The sequence below is a fragment of the Pseudomonas sp. A-RE-19 genome, assembly GCF_019956555.1.
Taxonomy (GTDB): domain Bacteria; phylum Pseudomonadota; class Gammaproteobacteria; order Pseudomonadales; family Pseudomonadaceae; genus Aquipseudomonas.
In genome coordinates this window covers 129,116-149,911 of record NZ_JAHBDQ010000044.1, presented here as the reverse complement: position 1 = coordinate 149,911, position 20,796 = coordinate 129,116, and the positions used below count along the sequence as shown (strand labels likewise).

Below are 20,796 nucleotides of genomic sequence, written 5' to 3'. Positions count from 1 at the left end.
CTCAGTAAGGTAAGCAGTTTAGTCAGCATCCGAACCGGTCAGCATCATCAAGGGAGAGTTGCGATGTGGCGTGAAATCGAGCCGGACCAGCAGTACAACGTCGAGGTCGATGGCCACAATCTGGTGGTTTACAGCTTTGGCGAGGGCGATGAGGTCCTGCTGTGCCTCAATGGCGGCCCGGGGCTTCCCTGCGATTATCTGCGTGACGCCCATGGCTGGCTCAAGGACCAGGGGTTGCGGGTTGTCGCCTTCGACCAACTCGGCACCGGAGCGTCCGACAGACCTGAAGACCCGTCCCTCTGGGACATCACCCGTTATGTCGCTGAAGTGGAAACCGTGCGTCAGGCCCTCGACCTGGGCCGAGTGCACTTGATGGGGCACTCCTGGGGCGGCTGGCTGGCGATCGAATATGCCATTCACCACCCTCATGCACTCAAAACCCTGATTCTGGAAAACACGGTAGGCGACATCCCGCATCTGTCGCAGGAACTGGAGCGTCTGCGTGGCGCGTTGGGCAGCGAAACCGTGGCCATGATGCAACGCCATGAAGCCATGGGCACCCTCGATCACCCGCAATACCAAGCGGCGATCACCCTTCTCAACTACCGCCATGTCTGCCGCCTGGACGAATGGCCGGCACCGGTCACGCGCTCTCTGGGCGACTGGAACATGGGGCCCTACACAACCATGCAGGGGCCAAACGAGTTTCTTTACATCGGCAACCTGAAAAACTGGAACCGTCTGCAGGAAATGGCCGACTTCACCATGCCGGTGTTGATTACCACCGGCCAGCACGACGAACTCACGCCGGCCTGTGCCATGCGCATGAAAATGGCGCTCAAGGATGCCTCACTGCATGTGTTTCCCAACAGCAGCCACATGCCCTTCTACGAAGAACCTCACGCCTATTTTCCGGTGTTGCTGGATTTCCTCCAGCAGCACCGAGGTTAGTCGATGAATCTGTCGCGTTACCGTTTCATCCTGTTACGGCCTCTGCAATTGCTGCCGGTGCTGTTCGGCATCAGTCTCATCACGTTTGTGCTGGTGCGCTCGATTCCCGGCGACCCGGCCCGCGCCCTGCTCGGCTCACGCAGTACGCCAGAGGGGTTGATCAGGATTCGCGCTCAGTTCGGCCTCGATCAGCCGCTGTGGATGCAGTACTTCTACTTCCTGAAAAACCTGTTCAACGGCGACCTCGGCCAGTCGTTGCTGTACAAGGTCGACGCCTTGAAACTGATCAGCACACGCATCGAGCCCACGCTGTTTCTGGTGCTTGGCAGTGTGCTGCTGGCCATGTTGATCGCCGTGCCCCTGGCCACCGTTGCGGCCCGTGACAAGGGCGGCTGGGGCGACAACCTGATCCGCCTGTTCACCACCGCCGGCCTCGGCATGCCGGCGTTCTGGCTGGGGATCATGTTGATCCTGCTGTTCAGTGTGCAACTGGGCTGGTTCCCGGTGTCCGGCTATGGCCGCGACTGGCTGGACAAACTGCACCACATGGTCCTGCCCTGTCTGACCATCGCCCTGGCGTTATCCGCCGTATTGGTGCGCAATCTGCGGGCGAGCATGCTGATTGAATTGCAAGCCGACCACGTCACGGCGGCCCGGGCTCGCGGCTTGTCTGAAGGCGCGGTGTTTCGTCGCCATGTGCTGCCCAACTCGCTGGTACCCGCGGTCAACTTGCTTGCGGTGAACATCGGTTGGCTGATCAGCGGCACGGTGGTCATCGAAAGTCTGTTCGCCATTCCCGGGATTGGCCAGTTGCTGGTCCGAGGCATCTTCACCCGTGACTATATGGTGGTCCAGGGTGTTGCAATGGTGCTGGCCTGCGCCACCGTGGCGGTGAACTTTCTCGCCGATGTGATCACAGTCGCCATCGATCCACGGGTGAACATCCGATGAGCAGTCCGGCAACCACGGGCCCCCGACTGAACCTCGGCCTGGGTGTGCGCAACCGTCGTTTGGCCATGGGGTCGGGTTTGGCGATCCTGCTCGGCTGGCTGTTGCTGGCCATCTTCGCCCCCTGGATCGCGCCCTACGATCCGATCGCCCAGAACACCGATATTCGCCTGCTGGCGCCCCATCTGGCCCACCCGTTCGGCACCGACAATTTTGGCCGCGACGTCTTGTCTCGAGTGATCTGGTCGGCCCGCATCGATTTGCAGCTGGCAGTGATCGGGGTGATTTTCCCGTTTCTGATCGGCACCTGTGTCGGGGCCTTGTCCGGCTACATCGGCGGGCGTTTCGACACGTTCTGCATGCGCCTGATCGATATCATCCTGGCCTTCCCGTTCCTGGTGTTGATGCTGGCGATCATGGCAATCCTCGGCCCCGGCCTGATGAGTTTCTATATCGCCATGGCCCTGGTGGGTTGGGTGTCCTACGCACGGTTGATCCGCTCGCAGATCCTGATACTCAAGGAAAGCGATTTTGCCCTGGCCGCCAAGAGCCTCGGTTTCGGCCATAGGCGCATTCTGTTTCGGCACCTGCTGCCGAACGCGATGTTCGGCTCGATCGTGTTTTCCATGTCCGATGCGGTGCTGGTATTGCTCAACGGCGCGGCGGTCAGCTACCTCGGCCTCGGGGTTCAACCACCGACCGCCGAGTGGGGCACGATGGTCGCCGAGGGCCAGAGCTTCATCACCTCCGCCTGGTGGATCTGCACCTTTCCGGGGTTGGCGATCGTGACGCTGGCCATGGGTTTCAGCCTGCTGGCTGACGCGGTTGCCGAATACCTGGGTGAACGCTCATGAGTACGCCGGTGCTGAAGGTCGAAGGACTCAGCGTCATCGCCCGTAAGGGGGAGCACGAGGTGACCCTGGTGGATCGTCTGTCCTTTGACCTGGCCGAGGGTGAAGTGCTCGGACTGGTGGGGGAAAGCGGCTCCGGCAAAACCATGGCCTGTCGCGGTTTGATGCGCCTGCTGCCGTCGCCAGACCTGCGAGTCGAAGGCACCACCGTGCAGTTGGCCGGGGAAAATCTGTTGCGCCTGGACGAGGCCGGCATGCGCCGCATGCGTGGGCGCCAATTGGGCATGATCTTCCAGAACCCCAGCAGCCATCTTGACCCGTTGATGCGTATCGGCGAGCAGATTGGCGAAGGCATTCGTCTGCATCAGGGCGCCAGCAAGCGCGAAGCCCGCGCCCAGGCCATCGACGTACTTCGGCAAGTGGGTATTCCCGATCCGCAGCGGCGAGTCGACAGTTACCCTCACGAATTTTCCGGCGGCATGCGCCAGCGAGCGATGATCGCCGTGGCCCTGGGTTGCAACCCGAACGTGCTGATCGCCGACGAACCCACCACCGCCCTCGACGTTACGGTGCAAGCACAAATCCTGCGCTTGCTGCTCGATCTGCGCGACCAGCGTGGCCTGTCGATCATCATGATCACCCACGACTTGGGGGTCGTTGCCCAGACCTGCGACTCGATGGCCGTGATGTACGCCGGCCGCTTGTGCGAGCACGGCAACAAACATGAGGTGCTGGCCCATCCGCGCCACCCTTACACCGCTGGGTTGATCGACTGTCAGCCAGCCACCAGTCACGGTCACGCATTGCTCAAAACCATCGCCGGGCAACCGCCCCTGCTCGACGCCCTGCCCCAGGGTTGTCGCTTCAATCCGCGCTGCCAGCAAACCGGCAGCCAATGCACAACACTGATGCCGGGGTTGCAGCCCGTCACCCACGGACACCGCATCGCTTGCCATTACCCCTTGGCCGTCGGAGGCCGCTCATGACCCTGCTCAAGGTCAAGGATCTGCAGGTGCGCTTCGCCGCTCCGGGCACCGGTCTGCTGGGCATGAACCGGCAATGGCTGACAGCCGTCAACAGCGTTTCGCTGACCCTCTCGGCCGGTGAAACGCTCGGACTGGTCGGCGAGTCGGGCAGCGGTAAAAGCAGCCTGGGCCGAGCGATCCTGCACCTCAATGAGATTTTCGCCGGGCAAGTGCTGTTCGATGGCGTCGACATGGCTCACGCCGGGAAGATCGATATCCAGAGGCTGCGTCGTGAGACGGCGATGGTTTTTCAAGACCCTTACGCCGCCCTCAATCCACGCCTGAGCATCGGTCAGACCCTGGCGGAAGTGCTCCGGGTACAGCGCAAGGTAGCGGAACCGCTGATCGCCGCCCGAGTCGATGAACTGCTGACCCTGGTCGGTCTGCACCCGGAATTGGCCTCGCGCAAACCGCACGCCTTGAGTGGCGGCCAATGCCAGCGTGTCGGGATCGCCCGCGCGCTGGCCGTGGAGCCGCGCCTGATCGTTGCCGATGAATGCGTGGCCGCGCTGGACGTGTCCATCCAGGGGCAGATCATCAACCTGCTGCTGGAGCTGCGTCAGCGCATGAACCTGGCGATTGTGTTCATCGCCCATGATCTGGCGATCGTTCGCCGGCTCTGTGATCGGGTGGCGGTGATGTACCTGGGCAAGATCGTCGAAGAAGGACCGGTGGAAGCGGTGTTCCGCTCGCCGCGACATCCTTATACCGCCGCACTGATCCAGTCGATTCCGGAAATCGACCCGACCCGGTCGCTACCCGTCGACCCTTTGCCCGGTGAACCACCCAGCCCTTTGCAGCTGCCATCCGGTTGCGCCTTTCACCCGCGCTGTCGCTACGTTCGTCCCACTTGCAGCCAAGTGGCGCCCCCTACCCGTCAACTCGACGCTCGCCGTTACGACTGCGTGCTCGAAGAGCCACTGCTTTAAATACAACGCACTCATCAAGAAGGAGTTTGACCATGCGAACCCGGCATTTGAAATTGCTCACCGCAGCCACATTGACCGCTTGCACACTTGCCAGCGGTATTGCCCAGGCGGCCGGTGTACTCACCATTGGTTGCCGTGAAGAAAGCACCACGTTCGACCCGATCAAGAGCGCGCAAAACCGCGATACCTGGGTGTTTTCCAATGTCTACGACACGCTGATCCGGGTCGACAAAGCTGGCAGCAAGATGGAGCCCGGCCTGGCTGAAAGCTGGAAAGTCTCCGACGATGGCCTGACCTACACCTTCAAAATGCGCGCGGCGAAATTCTCCGACGGCTCGCCGATCACGGCCGATGATGCGGCATTCAGTCTGTTGCGCACTCGCGATAACAAGGCCTCGCTGTGGAGCGATGCCTACAAGCTGATCGACACGGCGAAAGCGGCCGATCCGCAAACCCTGGTGGTCACTCTGACCGCCCCGTCGGTGCCGTTCCTCTCGCAACTGGCCTCGCCGACCGTGTCGGTTCTGTCGCAGAAGGCCATCGACCGCATGGGCGAAGATGCCTATGCGCAGGAGCCTGTGGTGTCCGGGGCATTTTTCGTCAAGGAGTGGCTGCGCGGCGATCGCGTGAAGCTGGAGAAGAACCCGCACTTCTGGCAGGCCGACACGGTCAGCCTGGATGGCGTGGAGTGGATTTCCATTCCCGACGACAATACCCGGATGCTCAAGGTGCAGGCAGGCGAGCTGGATTCAGCGATTTTCGTACCCTTTTCGCGAGTCGATGCGTTGCGCAAAGACCCCAACCTGACCATTCATTCCGACCCTTCCACTCGGGAAGATCACCTGTTGATCAACCATGAGCACGGATTGCTGAGCAAGCCTGAAGTACGTCAGGCACTGGACATGGCCATCAACAAAAAATCGGTGGTCGATACCGTCACGTTCGGTCATGGCCAGGAGGCTTACTCCTACATTCCCAAGGGCTCGCTTTACCACTACGCCGACAACTTGAAGCGTCCATACGACCCGGCCAAAGCCAAGCAGATGCTGAGCGATGCCGGCGCAGCGGGCATGAAGCTCAATTACGTAGTCAACGCCGGCAATGAAGCCGATGAGCAGATTGCCGTGCTGGTTCAACAGCAGCTGGCGGCGGTCGGTGTGACCGCGAACCTGCAAAAGGTCGACCCCACCCAGAGCTGGCAGATGCTGGTCGACGGTAATTACGACCTGTCCGTGATGTACTGGACCAATGACATCCTTGACCCGGACCAGAAGACCACTTTCGTTCTGGGCCATGACACCAACATGAATTACATGACCCGCTACAAGAACGACAAGGTCAAGAATCTGGTGTCGGCTGCCCGAGTGGAGGCGGACCCGGTCAAGCGTGAACAGATGTACGTCGACCTACAGAAGATCGCCAAACAGGACGTCAACTGGATCGACCTCTACTACAGCCCGTACATCAACATTTCACGCAAGAACATCGAAAATTTCCAGCAAAACCCACTGGGACGTTTCTCTCTTGAGGAGACGGTGAAGAACTAAGCAACAGTGGCGCTGGAGCAAGCAGCTCCAGCGCCACCAGACTACCCACTCCAGAGCAATGACCGAAGTGCAGACTCACCGAGGATGAACACCATCATCAGCAGCCATGATAGTTACAGCCAGCCAAACTCAAGGCTATGGCTACGTCGGCGCTCAGAAACCCTGAATATTTGCTTTGTTTAGCCAAAACCCGGCGGACCATTCGTCAGATGGGCACTTTATTTAATAAACCTATGGTTTTGTAGAAGCCTCCATTGACTACCCACCTGAACCGAAAAGGAAGGGTGAGGTAGCTGTTTGCGCAGTCCCCCCTGTTTCTGGACTCCGTCTCGCTCAAGGACGTACTCGCCGAGGCTATGCCCAAGGAGAGAAGTACGTGTTTAACGACGTCGCTCAACCACCTTGTTCGGTGTGTGTAGTCATTCCGATGCACAACGCCGCGGGCAGCGTCCAACAGATGTTGGAATCGCTGAGCAATCAAACCCGCTTGCCCGACAACGTCATCATCGTCGATGACGGTTCCACCGACCTCGGACCGCAAATCGTCAAACACTATACGGCGCCCTTTCCCTTGACGCTCTTGCAGCAGGCCAACGAGGGGCCGGCCAGCGCGCGAAACAAGGGCGTGTCAAGGGCCGAAGAAACGCTCATTGCCTTCCTCGATGCCGATGACCAGTGGCATCCGCAAAAACTGGAACAGCAGTTGGCTCTGTATGCCGAACTCTGTCGCCTGGGGCACCCGGTCGGGCTCATCGACTGCTATCAGTTGAGTGAATTCACCGACGGGAAACGGCAGCTGGAAGACCGACGCAAATGTGGCAACCATTTCTTCGACTTCATCCACGCCAACATCGTCAACGGTACGTCTGGCGTGCTGGTGCCACGGGAGATCATTGTCGCCCTGGGCGGTTTCGAACCCGCCATTCACTTTGCCGAAGACCGCTTGCTATGGACCCGGATCGCCGAGCAGTGGGAGATTCATACAGTGCCGCAGGTATTGGTGAAGCGTGGGGTCAACAGTGGCAACATCACCGCGCAACCGCAAAAATATTACCCGTACAAAGTCAAATTCATCGAGCTGTACCTGGCGCGCTATGGAGCAATGCTGACCAAACAGCAGCGTATTCACTTCGTGCTGGCCAATCATGTCGATTTTCTCAATGCGTTTTCCAGGCGCGGCGAACATGCGCAAGTCATCAGTGTGTTCAGGCGAATGCTTGAGTATTCGTGGCAAGCCCTGATTTTCTTTAATGGCAAACCGACACTGCGCTATCTCTATGCGCGGATGAAAACACTGCGCACAGCGTCCTGAGGAGGCGCTCTTTCATCCCGACATTGAGACTCTCTATCAGCCGGGTTCGCGCGCGTTCGGTGTCGTAGGTTTTTCCTTCAGCCAAGGTATGCAGGGTTGATGAAATCCGATAGAAACCACCACACGGCTCGCAATAAACACGTAATCCGCCCCCGAACGATAGATCCTCCAGCGCATTGGTGTTTCCACACAGCGGACAGTTCATAGCCACCTCCTGATCATTCAGCCGTAGCCGCTTCTGCCCGCCATAAACCAATGACCTGCCGCTGGAAAATCCTTAAGCGGGTGTCGGGTGATTCTAATCCGAAGTCAACGGCTGCCTTGAGCGACTCGGCGGGATGGTCGACCGCTCCTCGGCGTCGCGATGCAATAAGGAAACGTGGTAATCATAAGTTGAGATCAATGGCACTGGCTCGTCATTGCGAGACATCTTTAGCCATCGTCTTGTGCGTTCAATGTCAAAAAATTCGTTCCTGAACTTCATTTTCGCCACAAGGTTTGCCGAGACCCTGAAGCGTCCACATCCGGCCGGGCATTTGACTTCTGTCCAGTCTCCATCACCATGAACATTGTTAGAGGCAGCCTGACAAATTAAGCACTTCATGTTCGATCTCCCTATCAATGAACTAGCAACTGTAGTTGATCCATGATCAAGAGGCTCCGTGCCTCCCGCAAAAAAAAATGATCACCCGTCGCATCACCGGCAAGGACGGCCTGGCCAGGTGAAACCGTCGAAAAATGAAAAGCCCAGCGCAATGGCTGGGCTCAGGTTATTTTCGGTTTTCCATCATTTTGTCGGCGAGCGCTTTGGCCCTTTCCACTAACAGATTCTGCCTGTCTTCGTGGGTGGCCATTCCTACCACCGGGGCCGTCAGATTGCTTTCCGCAATCAGTGCAGCGCAGAAGTATTGATCCCAAACAGCGCTTTGCTCCGACGCTTGTTGGTTCATTTGGTCGGCGATCATATGCTGCTCCTTTTGATGAGGTAGCACCGCCAGTGTACGCCCGTATCGCGAACAACCCGCGTCGAGGGAGATAATCGGGCGCCTCATTGCACAGCCAATTGCTGGCGACAAACCGTTTCCTCAACTAGGATTTTTAGCGTACAGGACTTCGCCCACTGTGTTGTCGGGCGATCATCAAGGAGAGATTGATGACTTCAACTCGCGTCTCCGAACAAATCTACCGCAGGTGGTCCAACCCCATCTTGCTTGAACTCAAAGAGAGAGAACATCAGCTAGACCCTTCAGCTCGCCAGGCCCTGCAAAACGTCCTGGTGGAGAGAAGGCTTGTTAACATCGGCAACCCCTCTGGCGCAGACCGGCGCAAGCCCGACCCGGCCCAGTAACGACAGGCATCAATCGCTTTCAACCGACGCTGCTGGCGCTCTGCCGGCAGCGTACTTATAAGCAATGACCAAATTGCAGACAAAAAAAAAGCCCAGGCAGCTGATGGACGCCTGGGCTTTAAAAATGCATAAACCGTGGTGGTGAACGCGGGGCAATATTACCCAATAGAAAGACTTGTAACAAGATATTCTGATTCACCATTCAGTTACTAAACCTCCTAAGCTATTAAATATCCACACTATTTTTAAGTCATCTACCGAGCAACCCTCTCCCGACACCCTCGATTTCAGGGGAAAAAGCCCCTCGTGCTTCGCGCACCAACTCACGCCATTCTGCGTTATCGATCAGCCCGGCCCCTTCCATGTCATCAGCCGCCTTCAGCAACTTGTCGTAGTGTTCTTCACAATCCATCCCGGCATCCGGCTCTCTCAAAAGCTTGTACCAGGTATCAATGGCTGCTTTTTTTCGATCATCATTCATAGCCAAACTCCCAGGGCCTGTCAGCTCTTGGAAATTTATTGATGAATGACCGTTCCTCGATTCCGACATACGGCAAGGGCGGCGTTCACCAACACAGCGCGAACGAAGCAACCGTTACAAACACTCCCGAACAGCCTTGCGTAGCGCTCCTGACTTGGCCCATGGCGGGCCCTGATAAAGCGATACCCGGCTGCCATCTTTCGATTTCACGATGTCCAGAATTTCGTCGGCCGTGATAACACTCGGTGCGGTAATCCGGTAACCATTGGAAATCGTCGATTGAGTCGCCCCGGGAATTTCCTGACGCCACAACGGCAGTACACACGCGGCGTATTCCTTGGGGGGCTTATTGCTGTACTTGCTGACATTGGGCTCGCCGGGCACCAGGGACGCGGGCAACGAACAGCCTGCCAACACAGCCACTGCCATTCCCGCTATCAACATGCGCATGACGCTTCCCCATTCTGAAAAACGGGAAATGTAGCGTGTACCTGCCCAGACATCCAGCGGACAACCGGCGATGTCTCTATAGAGGCGCTTCGCCCTGCCCCGGTTCGGCCCTCGAACCGGAATCGGGATATGACCTCGCATTCAGGTACGTCATCCATCGCTCGTACGCTTCATGCTGCCATTTCGTGACTCGCTCCCATTCCGGGCCACTCAGCTGATGGGCCGAGATCAGTTTCATCATTTCTGTGGTTGCCGCATCCAGGTCAACCATCAGCTCATGCGCATGGTGTCTGAAATCATCGGTAGTCGTCATTTGAGATGGGCCTCGCCCGAGTGAAAAAAATCACTACTTCAATACGACAGCAGAGCTGTTCACTCGCGTGAAACTTCCCGACCAGCGGAAGCACCTTCCATCCCTACCCTTTCACGCACACCACCTGACGCAAGGTATGCAGCACTTCCACCAGATCACGCTGGGCATACATGACTTTGTCGATGTCCTTGTAGGCCATCGGAATCTCATCGATGACCGCAGCGTCCTTGCGGCATTCCACGTGGGCAGTGGCGCGGATCTGATCGGCGACGGTAAAGGTGTTTTTGGCTTTGGTGCGGCTCATGGTACGACCGGCGCCGTGGCTGCAGGAGCAGAATGATTGCTCGTTGCCGAGGCCACGAACGATGAAACTTTTGGCCCCCATGGAGCCAGGAATGATCCCCAGCTCGCCCTGCTTCGCCGAAACCGCGCCCTTGCGGGTAACCAGCACGTCTTCACCGAAGTGCCGCTCTTTCTGCACGTAATTGTGGTGGCAGTTCACCGCCTCCAGTGCAACCTCGAAGGGTTTGCGGATCACTTGCCGGGCAGCCTGAATCACCGCTTGCATCATCAAGGCCCGGTTCTGCCGGGCGAAGTCCTGAGCCCAGCCCACCGCCTGGACGTAGTCATCGAAGTGTCGGCTGCCCTCTTTGAAGTAAGCCAGATCGCGGTCCGGCAGATTGGCGATGTGCTGGCGCATGTCGGCCTGGGCCAGTTGAATGAACAGGGTGCCGATGGCGTTGCCAACCCCGCGAGAACCGCTGTGCAGCATGAACCAGACGCGGTCGGCCTCGTCCAGGCAGACCTCGATGAAATGGTTACCGGTACCGAGGGTGCCCAGGTGCTGACGGTTGTTGGTGCTGGCGAGTTTCGGGTACTTGTCGGTGATCGTCTTGAACCGTGGGCTCAGCGCCGCCCAAGCTTGATCGGCCTGCTTGGGAACGTGGTTCCAGGCGCCTTCATCGCGGCGGCCACGGCTTAACGTGCGGCCATGGGGCACGGCCTTTTCGATGGCGCTGCGCAGCCCGTGCAGGTGGTCTGGCAAGTCGTTGGCGGTCAGTGAAGTGCGCGCGGCAATCATGCCGCAGCCGATGTCCCCCCCCACGGCCGCCGGAATGATCGCGCCCACAGTGGGGATCACGCTGCCGATAGTGGACCCTTTACCCAGATGCACGTCCGGCATCACCGCCAGGTGCCTGAAGATGAACGGCATCTTGGCGATATTGATCAATTGCTGCCGGGCTTCGCTTTCGACCGGCACACCCTCGGTCCAGAGTTTGATCGGCTTGCCGTTGGCGACTTCCAGCAGTTGATAGACAGGCTGTTGCATGATTTCGATTCTCTTGCGATCAGACGAACATAACGCTCCATGCCGGTAAATGGGACTACTATTTCGTAGCGGGGAATTTGCAGGAGGTCATCATGTGGCTCAATGAATATGAACAGCAACTTCGGCGCGACCTGCAAGGTGTAGCCTCGGACCTGAGATGGTCGGCGGTAGAGCTTTTGCGCATTGCAGAGCAGTTGCGTCTGGCCGGAAATGATGTGGACGCAGAGGCAACGCTAAGGCTGTGCGAGCTGTTTCAGGGCGATGAGCAGCGACTGGCGGGCTATGCTGAAGAAGTGAAAGCAAAGAGCATCAGTCGAACGAAAGCTCACTAGAGAGTGCTGTCATGAACAAGCCTCTATGCGCCTTGATTACCGTGCTGGCGGCGTCAGGTGGTTGCAGCAGCGATTCACATATCTACCAGGACCAGCCGCTGGTCGCCAAGGTCGAGACCGGCATGAGCAAGGATCAAGTCCAGCAGATTGGCGGTCAGCCTTTATCAGTAACGCCGCGTACCGTGGAACCTGGCACCTGTTTTGACTACAAGCTGACGCAGGCCGGCCATCAGCAACCGTATCATGTCAGCTTCGATGGCACGGGCAAGGTCGACCACAAGAGCTTCATGACCTGCGCGGAATGGAGTCACGTCCAACAAAAAGCCAGAGAGTACTCCCCCTCCACGGGCGGGATGGGCGGCGGTTACTAGTCCATTATCGACCGTTATCAAAAGCCCCGGCGTACCGGGGCTTCAAGCGCACTATTTGTCTGATTTGCGGCTTTCTGATGTGTGGCTGCGCGACGCTTTACCCGACCGGGCTCGGCAGGCGGGAAGCGCAGCGGCATAGGCCAGTGCTTCCTCTCTGCTGCCAAAGGCGCCAAGCCGGTCACCTTTGGTGCATACCCGCCAGGGGCCGTTGTTCACGCTGAGTACGTCATAGCCGTTCATGTGCATTTTGGTCAGCATCGGAACGCTCATAGTCACCTCCATTTCGGCAGTGAAAGTCCTGAATCGACTCAACCACCTTACACCCGACCCTCACTGAAGTGCCAACCAGACGTCGCGTCAGGATTCCGGCATTGCATTGCACTTTCAGCCGCCTTATCGACTCCAACCCTTGAGGCAGGCACTTGTGCGGATTTCGGTCTGAATATTGCATTTTTATGACTGTTTTATGACAAGCAACAATCGGGTAATCCATGAAAGTACGTGCAACCGTCATTTGCGAGCAGGATCGGCATATTCTTCTGGTGCGCAAGCCCAGGTGTCGCTGGACCCTGCCAGGCGGAAAAGTAGAGCCCGGCGAAACCGCTGCGGGCGCGGCCATACGAGAGCTCTACGAAGAAACAGGGCTTGAGGTCGATGACATGCTGTACTTGATGGAATGGGAAACGACCAGCACCCGGCACCATGTCTACGAGGCGTCGGTCGTTAACCTGGCAGCGGCCAGGCCACAAAATGAAATCTTCGACTGCATCTGGCATCCGCTGGACGCCGTGCACAATCTGAAAACAAGCGACGCCACGCTCAGAATCGTCAAAGCGTTTCAGCGTCGCTTGTAGGTCGCAGGCTATCGAGAATCGGGCCAATGTTGCTTGCGAGCCCGTCAGCCCAGATCGCCGCCACCGACCGGCATGACCATGCCGGTGATGTAGGAGGCTTCGTCGCAGGCCAGAAACAGGATAGCGCTTGCCTGCTCATCCAGCGTGCCATAGCGCTTCATCAAACTGCTGTCGAGGGTCTGGTCGACAATCTGCTGATACCACAGCTTTTCCTGAGCGCTCTGCTGCGCGGTGTTGCGCGGGATCAGCCGCGGCGGCGCCTCGGTGCCACCGGGAGCGGTCGCGTTGACCCGCACGCCACGACCGGCCGTTTCAAACGCCAGGCAAGCGGTCAGCGCATTGACCCCGCCCTTCGCCGCGCCATATGGCACGCGATTGACACTACGGGTCGCGATGGACGAAACGTTGACGATGGCGCCACTGCCTTGTTCGAGCATGAACGGCAGCGCGGCATGGCAACACCACAACGTCGGGAACAACGAACGGCGGACCTCGGCTTCGATCTGTTGCTCTTCATAGTGCTCGAAAGGCTTGGCCCAGATCGTGCCGCCCACGTTGTTGACCAACACATCGAGGCGGTCAAAACGCTCGACAGCGGTGCTCATCACACGGCTGCATTCGCTGTACTGCTCAAGGTCGGCGGTCAGCGCGAGCACCTGACTGCTCTGCCCCAGTTGCTTCTGGAGCTCGAACACCAGATCGGAGCGGTCGACCAGAATCAGCCGCGCGCCTTCAGCGGCCATGCGTTCAGCCACACGTCGGCCGATACCTTGCGCAGCACCGGTAATCAGCGCGACTTTTTCGTGAAATCTGTTCATACATACCTCGTGACGACGGATGCCGGTCAGTTAGTCCTGTGGGAGCGAACCAGTGTGGCGAGAAGCCCCAATGCCGGTTAGTTAAGATGCAGAACCTGTGGGAGCGAGGCTTGCCCGCGAAGAACGATGACGCGCAATGCCTGAAAAACCGCGGTGCATTCTTCGCGGGCAAGCCTCGCTCCCACAGGATTTCATCGCTCAAGCCGCGCTGGCGGCAAATTTCTCGTAGTAGAAGTTCGCAGGCGAGATGCCTTGCTCGCGGATGAACTGGCTGACTGCCTCGACCATGGGCGGCGGGCCGCACAGGTAGACGTCGACATCGCCATCGTTCAAATGCCGTGGCTCTATGTGTTGGGTCACGTAGCCCTTGAGCGGGTGCTGGCTGTCGGGGTTGGCCACGCAGGCGCTGAAGCTGAAGTTCGGAATTCGCGCGGCGAAGGCTTCGAGTCGATCAAGTTCCACCAGATCGAAATCGTTGGTCACGCCGTAGATCAGATGCAGCGGATGTTCGCTGCCCTGCTCGGCGATTCTTTCCAGCATCGCCGTGAACGGCGCCAGACCAGTGCCACCGGCCAGCAGCAACAATGGACGGCGAATGTCGCGCAGATAAAAGCTGCCCAACGGGCCCGCCAGGCTCATGCTGTCGCCGGCCTTGGCCATGCCGGTCAGGAAACTGCTCATCAAGCCGCCGGGTACGTTGCGAATCAGAAAACTGACTTCGCCGTCACGCTGCAACGAGCTGAACGAATAGGCGCGGGTCTGCTCGCTGCCGGGCACCCCGAGGTTCACATACTGCCCCGGCAGAAACGCCAGTTTGCTCAGGGCCTCGCCTTTGATCGACAGCGCAATGGTGCTGTCGGACAACTGACGCACCGCGCTGATGGTCGCGTCATAGCTGGCCTGACGAGTGCGACAGACATCCGATGAAACCGGCACCCGCACCACGCAATCGCTCTGGGCACGCATTTGGCAGGTCAGGACAAAACCCTGCTGCGCTTCGTCAGCGCTGAGGGCGTCTTCGATGTAGTCCTCGCCCAAATCGTAGCGGCCGGCCTCGGCGAAGCACTTGCAGGTTCCGCAAGCGCCGTCGCGGCAATCCAGGGGAATATTGATGCCCTGGCGGTACGCGGCATCGGCCACGGTTTCCCCCGCATTGGCGTCGATGAATCGGGTGACGCCGTCTTCGAAATTGAACGCAATGGAATGAGTCATGACGGCCGCCTCAGAGGTGGTAAACATCAATGACCTGGCGAACGTAGTCGTTCTTCAGGATCACTTTCTTGGTCTTGATCAACGGGTTTTCACCGCGCACATCCAGGGTGTAGAAACTGCTGCCGAAATAGCTGTCGACGGTCTTGTAGCGAAAGCTCAGGGTGTGCCAGTTGAAGCGCACCTTGCACAGGCCGTCGGCCTGTTCGATCAGCTCGATATTGCTGAGGTTGTGCGAGGTGCGGGTGTCCGGCACGCTGGCGCTGGAACGTTCGGTCTTGATGCGGAAGATGCGGTCTTCCAGGCCGGTGCGGTTGCCGTACCAGATCAGCGAGATTTCCCGCTGCGGGTCTTCAGTCAGCTCGTCGTTGTCATCCCAGGACGGCATCCAGAAGGTGGCGTCCGGCGCGTACAACTCCAGCCAGTCGTCCCATTGCTTGTCGTCGAGGTAGCGTGCTTCGCGGTAGAGAAAGTCGCGCACGGCATCATAGGTGATGGTCATTGCACGGCCTCCACGGCAATCAGTTCGGCGTGTTCAGCGGCCAAGGCCTTGAGCATCGTCTCCTGCCAATACTTGTGTTGCAGCACGAACAGGCCTTCGTCTTCGGTGCGCACGCCGCTGAGCAGCGGACGCAGGTCGATTTCCTTGGCCGCGTTATCCGCGCCTTCGACCCAATGCTCGGCGCCACGGGACATGTCGTTCCAGGCAGTGACGCTGCCCTGGTAACCCGTCTGGCAGGAGCGAAATTCCTCCAGATCATCCGGGGTGGCCATGCCGCTGACGTTGAAGAAATCCTCGTACTGGCGAATCCGGCTCGACCGGGCGCAGTCGCTTTCGCCTTTGGGGGCGATGCAATAAATGGTGATTTCGGTGCGGTTGACCGAGATCGGCCGGGCGATGCGAATCTGCGAGCTGAACTGGTCCATCAGGTACACGTTCGGGTACAGGCACAGGTTGCGCGAGTTCTCGATCATCCAGTCGGCGCGGGCCTGGCCGAAGTCCCGGGCCAACTCGTCGCGTCGCTCGTACAGCGGGCGATCCTCGGGGTTGGACCAACGGGTCCAGAGCAGCATGTGGCCCTTGTCGAAGGAATAGAAACCCCCGCCTTGCTTGGCCCAGGTGCCGGCGCTCATGGTGCGGATGTCTTCGCCGGCTTCGCGCTGCTTGCGCTGGTTCTGGGTTGCTGCGTAGTTCCAGTGCACCGAGCTGACGTGATAGCCGTCAGCGCCGTTTTCAGCGGTGAGCTTCCAGTTGCCTTCATAGATGTAACTGGAGGAACCGCGCAGCACTTCCAGGCCATCGGCGGACTGGTCGACGATCATGTCGATGATCTTTGCCGATTCGCCCAGGTGCTCGACCAACGGCACCACGTCGGCCTTGAGGCTGGCGAACAGAAAACCGCGATAGGACTCAAAACGCGCGACTTTGGTCAGGTCGTGGGAGCCTTCGCAATTGAAGCTCGACGGGTAGCCGGCCGCCGCCGGGTCTTTGACCTTGAGCAGCTTGCCAGAGTTGTTGAAGGTCCAGCCGTGGAAGGGGCAGGTGTAGGTGCTCTTGTTGCCGGTCTTGTGCCGGCAGAGCATCGCTCCACGGTGGCTGCACGCATTGATAAAGGCGTTCAACTCACCGTCCTTGTTGCGCGCGATGAAGATCGACTGGCGCCCCATGGTGGTGGTGTAGAAATCGTTGTTGTTGGGGATCTGGCTTTCGTGGGCCAGGTACAGCCAGTTGCCTTCGAAGATGTGTTGCATCTCGAGGTCGAACAGCCGCGGATCGGTGAACATCTCGCGCTTGCAGCGATAGATGCCCTGCTCAGGGTCTTCTTCAAGCAGGGAGTGAAGGTATTCGGGTCGCAGGGTCATGGCCGCCGCCTCCATTGTTTTTGTTCAGGCAGGGCCATGCTAGGACGTGGGGATGGGGCGGACTATCCGCCGGGTGCAGACCTGTATCCGTTTTGTGCAGAGGGTATCGCGCACGCCCGTGACCTATCGGGCGGACACAAAACCGTAGGAGCTGCCGAAAGCTGCGATCTTTTGATGTTGTTTTTTAAAGACAAGATCAAAAGATCGCAGCCTTCGGCAGCTCCATGGATTGGGGGCACGTTCAGTGGCGGCGTTTGAGGGTGTCCGACGGCAACTCGCCGAACTGTTTGCGGTAGCTGTCGGAGAACCGTCCCAAATGCAGAAAGCCGTAGTCCATGGCCACTTCCGTGACGTTGCGCACGTTGCAGGTCGGGTCGCTCAGGTTGGCGTGAATGCGTTCGAGTTTTTTCTGCCGGATGTAGCTTTTCGGCGTGGCTCCCGCATTGCGTTCGAACAACCCATACAGCGAACGCAGGCTCATCCGCGCCTGGCGCGCCAGTTCTTCGCTGTCGATGTCTTGCTTGAGGTTGCAGGCGATGTAATCCGCAATCGTCTCGAACGTGGCCGTGGATGCGCCGAGCCCCGTGCGGATGACGTTGGTTTTCATCAGGCTGAGCATCTTGCTGACAATGATCTGCGCGTAGTGCTCCTGCACGCGGGGAATCTGTTCGGTAGCCTCGGCTTCCTGGCAAATCATCGCCAGCAGACCGACAAAACCTTCCAGTTCATTGAGCTGATAACGGTTCTCCAGAAACCGCACGCCCTGCCCCGGATACCGCCAGCGCTGCTCTTCGCACACCGACTCCAGCAGCCGCGTGGGGACTTTCAGGATGAATTTTTCGCAATCATTGGAATAGGTCAGATCCACCGGATCGTCGGGGTTGATCAGCAGCAACTCGCCGGGGGCGAAGTAATGTTCCTGGCCATGGCCACGCCACAGGCAGTTGCCGCGCAGCAGCACTTGCAAGTGATAGATGCTGTCCAGCGCGCCAGACGTGACCCGCACGCTGGCGCCGTAACTGATGCGGCACAGGTCGAGGCTGGCGAACTTGCGGTGGTCGAGACTCGCCAGCGGACGACCGGCCCTGGGCATCTGGAGGCAATGATTGCCGACGTGCTGATTGACGTAGCCCGACACCGCGTACGGGTCGGCGTGGTCGAAGACTCTGCTGCGATGACTCAACCATTGCGCTTGCATCATCGGATCACTCTCATTGTTGTTATCGGTGGCGCCGCCATTCTAGTGTCCTGGCCGAAACACAGAAGGCCTCAAGATAAACGGTCGGTTATCTTGAGGCCCGGATCAGCTTGCGGTTTCGTCAGTCCTCAAGCGCACGGACCCGCTCGTGGCGTTGCTGCTCCTCAGGCTGTGCAGACGACTGCAGCGTGAAGTCAAAGTCGATTTCGGCAAAACGACCGCTGACGCCATGGGCCGCCGCACGCTGCGGATCGTCACTGAAGGTGATTTTGGCGATCAGTTCATCACGGGTGGCGTAGGCGAAATCGTCATGCAGGTACTGATCGCCGTCGAGGTTGATCTGGGTGGTCAGGTGACGATGATCCGCTGCCGAAATGAAGAAGTGGATGTGCGCCGGCCGCTGACCATGACGGCCCAGTTGATCGAGCAATTGCTGGGTCGGACCGTCCGGCGGGCAGCCGTAGCCCGACGGCACGATGCTGCGAAAACGGTAGCGACCCTCGGCATCGGTGACGATGCGTCGACGCAGGTTGAATTCCGACTGAGCGGTATCAAAGTACGAATAGGTGCCGCCGGTGTTGGCGTGCCAGACATCCACCACGGCGCCGGCCAGCGGTTCGCCGGCGGTGTTGCGCACCTGGCCTTGCATGAACAGCACGACACCCGGATCGACACCGTCGTCCAGCCGCGCTTCGAAATTCGACAGCGGCGCACCCGCCACATACAGCGGCCCTTCGATGGTCCGCGGTGTGCCACCGGCCTTGCCGGCCTGCTCGTCTTCGGCGTCCATCAACAGGTCGAGGTAATGCTCCAGGCCGAGCCCGGCCACCACCAACCCAGCCTCCTGGCGCGCGCCCAGCACGTTGAGGTAATTGACCGCTTTCCAGAATTCTTCCGGGGTCACGGCCAGGTCTTCGATGATGTTCACCGAATCCCGCAGGATGCGGTAAACCAGCGCCTTGACCCGCGGATTGCCGGCTTCGTTATGCAGGCCGCTGGCGTCCTCGAGAAACTTCTGGGCACTGGCAGTGTGGGAAATCTTGACGTTCATGGTAGTTCCTCATCTTGTAATTATTAGCGTAGCGAACTGAACAGGCTGGGCTCAGCGGTCATCGTCGCGAATGGAAGAAGGATGCCGGCACAGCGCGTTGACCTCGATGGCCATGTACGGGTACAGCGGCAATTGCATCAACAGGTCGTGCAGTTCCTGAACGCTGTCGACATCGAACACGCTGTAATTGGCATAGAGCCCGGCGATGCGCCACAGATGACGCCACTTGCCTTGCTCTTGCAGGCGCTGGGCCAGGGCTTTTTCGTCGGCCTTGAGCTGAGCGGCGCGCTCCAGGTTCATGTCGACCGGTAAATTCACCGTCATTTTTACGTGAAACAGCATGATGCCCTCCTCAGGCTGGATGAACGGCAGTGGATGTCTTGTCCCTACGGAAAAACGCCAGGCGCTCTTCATCCAGGATCAGGCCCAGCCCCGGTGTTTGCGGGACGTGCAGTTGAAAATCGCGATAGACCAGCGGCTCGCTGAGGATGTCTTCGGTGAGTAGCAGCGGGCCGAACAACTCGGTATCCCAGCTCAGTGTGTTGAGCGTGATGAAGGCATGGGCCGAGGCCAGCGTGCCGATTCCGCCTTCGAGCATGGTGCCGCCATACAGGCCGATACCGGCCGCCTCGGCAATGGCGGCGGTTCGCAGCACGGCGCGTGGGCCGCCGTTCTTGGCGATCTTCAGGGCGAATACCGAAGCGGCGCCCTCGCGCGCCAGGTTGAAGGCGTCCTCTACACATTCGATGGATTCGTCGGCCATGATCGGCGCCGGGCTCATGGCATTCAGGCGCACCATGCCAGCGCGGTTGTTGCGTGAGATCGGTTGTTCGATCAGGTCGATGCCGTTGCTGCCGAGGATCCGGCAGGCCCGCAGGGCAACCGCTTCGTCCCAGGCCTGATTGACATCGACCCGCACGCTGGCGCGATCGCCCAGCGCTTTTTTGATCGCAATGACGTGGGCCAGGTCGCGGTTGACCTCGCCAGCGCCGATTTTCAGCTTGAAGATCCGGTGGCGACGCAGGTCGAGCATTTGTTCCGCTTCGGCGATGTCCTTGGCGGTGTCGCCGCTGGCCAACGTCCAGGCCACCGGTAATGCATCGCGAACGCGGCCACCCAACAGCTCGCTGACCGGCAGGCCAAGACGCTTGCCCTGGGCATCGAGCAAGGCACTTTCAATACCCGATTTGGCGAACGTGTTACCCCGAATGCTGCGCTCCAGTCGCAACATCGCGGCATTCACATTGCCGCTGTCCTGGCCGATCAGCAGTGGCGCGAAGTGTTTGTCGATGTTGGTCTTGATGCTGTCCGGGCTTTCATTGCCATAGGCCAGACCGCCAATGGTGGTCGATTCACCGACCCCTTCAATGCCATCGGCACAACGCAGGCGAATGATTACCAGGGTCTGGTTCTGCATGGTGTGCATCGCCAGCTTATGGGGGCGAATGGTTGGCAGATCGACGATGATCGTCTCGATCGATTCAATGGCAGTTGCACGCATGTCGATACCCGTCAGGTTCTTAAAGTTCTGGAACGGATTCTCGTACGGCTTTTTCCGGGCGGCCAATATAGAATTGGTCTGGCTCGATACCTTTAAGGTATTCAACAGATCGAC

25 protein-coding genes are annotated in these 20,796 nt (G+C 58.9%); 11 read left to right on the top strand and 14 right to left on the bottom strand.

The genetic code is table 11. The features are described 5' to 3' along the window. Window positions 1-63 precede the first annotated feature (63 nt). The 7 genes from KGB14_RS22460 (at window position 64) to KGB14_RS22430 (ending at window position 7,563) form a co-directional block, all read left to right on the top strand. Complete coding sequence (locus tag KGB14_RS22460; RefSeq protein WP_223488878.1) at window positions 64-951, top strand: proline iminopeptidase-family hydrolase; 888 nt, start codon at window positions 64-66, stop codon at window positions 949-951. A 3-nt stretch (window positions 952-954) separates the two neighbouring features. After that, complete coding sequence (locus KGB14_RS22455; RefSeq protein WP_223488877.1) at window positions 955-1,902, top strand: ABC transporter permease; 948 nt, start codon at window positions 955-957, stop codon at window positions 1,900-1,902. Beyond that, window positions 1,899-2,753, top strand: coding sequence for an ABC transporter permease (locus KGB14_RS22450; protein ID WP_223488876.1), 855 nt, complete (start codon window positions 1,899-1,901; stop codon window positions 2,751-2,753). The genes KGB14_RS22455 and KGB14_RS22450 overlap by 4 nt, the downstream gene beginning before the upstream one ends. Next, the gene (locus tag KGB14_RS22445) at window positions 2,750-3,736 is read left to right on the top strand and encodes an ABC transporter ATP-binding protein (protein WP_223488875.1); all 987 of its coding nucleotides are present in this window, start codon (window positions 2,750-2,752) and stop codon (window positions 3,734-3,736) included. The genes KGB14_RS22450 and KGB14_RS22445 overlap by 4 nt, the downstream gene beginning before the upstream one ends. Beyond that, the gene (locus tag KGB14_RS22440; protein ID WP_223488874.1) at window positions 3,733-4,704 is read left to right on the top strand and encodes an ABC transporter ATP-binding protein; all 972 of its coding nucleotides are present in this window, start codon (window positions 3,733-3,735) and stop codon (window positions 4,702-4,704) included. The genes KGB14_RS22445 and KGB14_RS22440 overlap by 4 nt, the downstream gene beginning before the upstream one ends. Window positions 4,705-4,736: 32 nt before the next feature. Further along, a complete protein-coding gene (locus tag KGB14_RS22435) occupies window positions 4,737-6,251 on the top strand; it encodes an ABC transporter substrate-binding protein (RefSeq protein ID WP_223488873.1) in 1,515 nt (504 codons plus the stop codon). Window positions 6,252-6,627: 376 nt separating this feature from the next. Beyond that, the gene (locus tag KGB14_RS22430) at window positions 6,628-7,563 is read left to right on the top strand and encodes a glycosyltransferase family 2 protein (protein WP_223488872.1); all 936 of its coding nucleotides are present in this window, start codon (window positions 6,628-6,630) and stop codon (window positions 7,561-7,563) included. Between the two features lie 770 nt (window positions 7,564-8,333). Here the strand turns inward: KGB14_RS22430 and KGB14_RS22425 are convergent. Then, window positions 8,334-8,528, bottom strand: coding sequence for a hypothetical protein (locus KGB14_RS22425; RefSeq protein ID WP_223488871.1), 195 nt, complete (start codon window positions 8,526-8,528; stop codon window positions 8,334-8,336). Window positions 8,529-8,716: 188 nt separating this feature from the next. Here KGB14_RS22425 and KGB14_RS22420 point away from each other — a divergent pair, with 188 nt between their 5' ends. Beyond that, window positions 8,717-8,911, top strand: coding sequence for a hypothetical protein (locus tag KGB14_RS22420; RefSeq protein WP_223488870.1), 195 nt, complete (start codon window positions 8,717-8,719; stop codon window positions 8,909-8,911). 250 nt (window positions 8,912-9,161) lie between these two features. Here KGB14_RS22420 and KGB14_RS22415 read toward each other — a convergent pair whose 3' ends face one another. The 4 genes from KGB14_RS22415 to KGB14_RS22400 all read right to left on the bottom strand — a co-directional run bounded on the left by KGB14_RS22415 (window position 9,162) and on the right by KGB14_RS22400 (window position 11,485). Beyond that, window positions 9,162-9,392, bottom strand: coding sequence for a hypothetical protein (locus KGB14_RS22415; RefSeq protein ID WP_223488869.1), 231 nt, complete (start codon window positions 9,390-9,392; stop codon window positions 9,162-9,164). A gap of 114 nt (window positions 9,393-9,506) precedes the next feature. Then, window positions 9,507-9,842 (bottom strand): hypothetical protein, encoded by a 336-nt coding sequence (locus tag KGB14_RS22410; RefSeq protein WP_223488868.1) that lies wholly within the window; start codon window positions 9,840-9,842, stop codon window positions 9,507-9,509. A 76-nt stretch (window positions 9,843-9,918) separates the two neighbouring features. Further along, window positions 9,919-10,155, bottom strand: a complete 237-nt coding sequence (locus KGB14_RS22405; RefSeq protein ID WP_223488867.1) for a hypothetical protein — start codon at window positions 10,153-10,155, stop codon at window positions 9,919-9,921. 103 nt (window positions 10,156-10,258) lie between these two features. Next, on the bottom strand, window positions 10,259-11,485 hold the full coding sequence (locus KGB14_RS22400) for an RtcB family protein (RefSeq protein WP_223488866.1): 1,227 nt from the start codon (window positions 11,483-11,485) through the stop codon (window positions 10,259-10,261). Between the two features lie 92 nt (window positions 11,486-11,577). Between KGB14_RS22400 and KGB14_RS22395 the strand changes: the two genes are divergently transcribed. Both KGB14_RS22395 and osmE read left to right on the top strand, forming a co-directional pair. Beyond that, complete coding sequence (locus tag KGB14_RS22395) at window positions 11,578-11,817, top strand: hypothetical protein (protein WP_223488865.1); 240 nt, start codon at window positions 11,578-11,580, stop codon at window positions 11,815-11,817. Between the two features lie 11 nt (window positions 11,818-11,828). Next, the gene (gene osmE / locus KGB14_RS22390; protein WP_223488864.1) at window positions 11,829-12,188 is read left to right on the top strand and encodes an osmotically-inducible lipoprotein OsmE; all 360 of its coding nucleotides are present in this window, start codon (window positions 11,829-11,831) and stop codon (window positions 12,186-12,188) included. 51 nt (window positions 12,189-12,239) lie between these two features. On the opposite strand, the gene KGB14_RS22385 is transcribed toward osmE, so the two are convergent. After that, complete coding sequence (locus KGB14_RS22385; RefSeq protein ID WP_223488863.1) at window positions 12,240-12,458, bottom strand: DUF2188 domain-containing protein; 219 nt, start codon at window positions 12,456-12,458, stop codon at window positions 12,240-12,242. 221 nt (window positions 12,459-12,679) lie between these two features. Between KGB14_RS22385 and KGB14_RS22380 the strand changes: the two genes are divergently transcribed. Then, a complete protein-coding gene (locus KGB14_RS22380) occupies window positions 12,680-13,042 on the top strand; it encodes an NUDIX hydrolase (RefSeq protein WP_223488862.1) in 363 nt (120 codons plus the stop codon). Between the two features lie 44 nt (window positions 13,043-13,086). On the opposite strand, the gene KGB14_RS22375 is transcribed toward KGB14_RS22380, so the two are convergent. The 8 genes from KGB14_RS22375 to KGB14_RS22340 all read right to left on the bottom strand — a co-directional run bounded on the left by KGB14_RS22375 (window position 13,087) and on the right by KGB14_RS22340 (window position 20,682). Then, complete coding sequence (locus tag KGB14_RS22375; protein WP_223488861.1) at window positions 13,087-13,860, bottom strand: 1,6-dihydroxycyclohexa-2,4-diene-1-carboxylate dehydrogenase; 774 nt, start codon at window positions 13,858-13,860, stop codon at window positions 13,087-13,089. 198 nt (window positions 13,861-14,058) lie between these two features. Continuing rightward, window positions 14,059-15,072 (bottom strand): benzoate 1,2-dioxygenase electron transfer component BenC, encoded by a 1,014-nt coding sequence (gene benC, locus KGB14_RS22370; RefSeq protein WP_223488860.1) that lies wholly within the window; start codon window positions 15,070-15,072, stop codon window positions 14,059-14,061. Window positions 15,073-15,082: 10 nt separating this feature from the next. Then, a complete protein-coding gene (gene benB, locus KGB14_RS22365) occupies window positions 15,083-15,571 on the bottom strand; it encodes a benzoate 1,2-dioxygenase small subunit (RefSeq protein ID WP_223488859.1) in 489 nt (162 codons plus the stop codon). After that, a complete protein-coding gene (gene benA, locus KGB14_RS22360; RefSeq protein WP_223488858.1) occupies window positions 15,568-16,932 on the bottom strand; it encodes a benzoate 1,2-dioxygenase large subunit in 1,365 nt (454 codons plus the stop codon). Before benA ends, benB begins: the two co-directional genes overlap by 4 nt. 241 nt (window positions 16,933-17,173) lie before the next feature. Beyond that, window positions 17,174-18,133 (bottom strand): AraC family transcriptional regulator, encoded by a 960-nt coding sequence (locus KGB14_RS22355; protein ID WP_317851047.1) that lies wholly within the window; start codon window positions 18,131-18,133, stop codon window positions 17,174-17,176. 118 nt (window positions 18,134-18,251) lie between these two features. Beyond that, window positions 18,252-19,181: a catechol 1,2-dioxygenase gene (gene catA, locus KGB14_RS22350; RefSeq protein ID WP_223488857.1), complete on the bottom strand. Its 930-nt coding sequence runs from the start codon at window positions 19,179-19,181 to the stop codon at window positions 18,252-18,254. A 51-nt stretch (window positions 19,182-19,232) separates the two neighbouring features. Continuing rightward, window positions 19,233-19,523: a muconolactone Delta-isomerase gene (gene catC, locus KGB14_RS22345; RefSeq protein WP_223488856.1), complete on the bottom strand. Its 291-nt coding sequence runs from the start codon at window positions 19,521-19,523 to the stop codon at window positions 19,233-19,235. Window positions 19,524-19,533: 10 nt separating this feature from the next. Further along, window positions 19,534-20,682, bottom strand: a complete 1,149-nt coding sequence (locus KGB14_RS22340; RefSeq protein ID WP_223488855.1) for a muconate cycloisomerase family protein — start codon at window positions 20,680-20,682, stop codon at window positions 19,534-19,536. Window positions 20,683-20,796 lie beyond the last annotated feature (114 nt).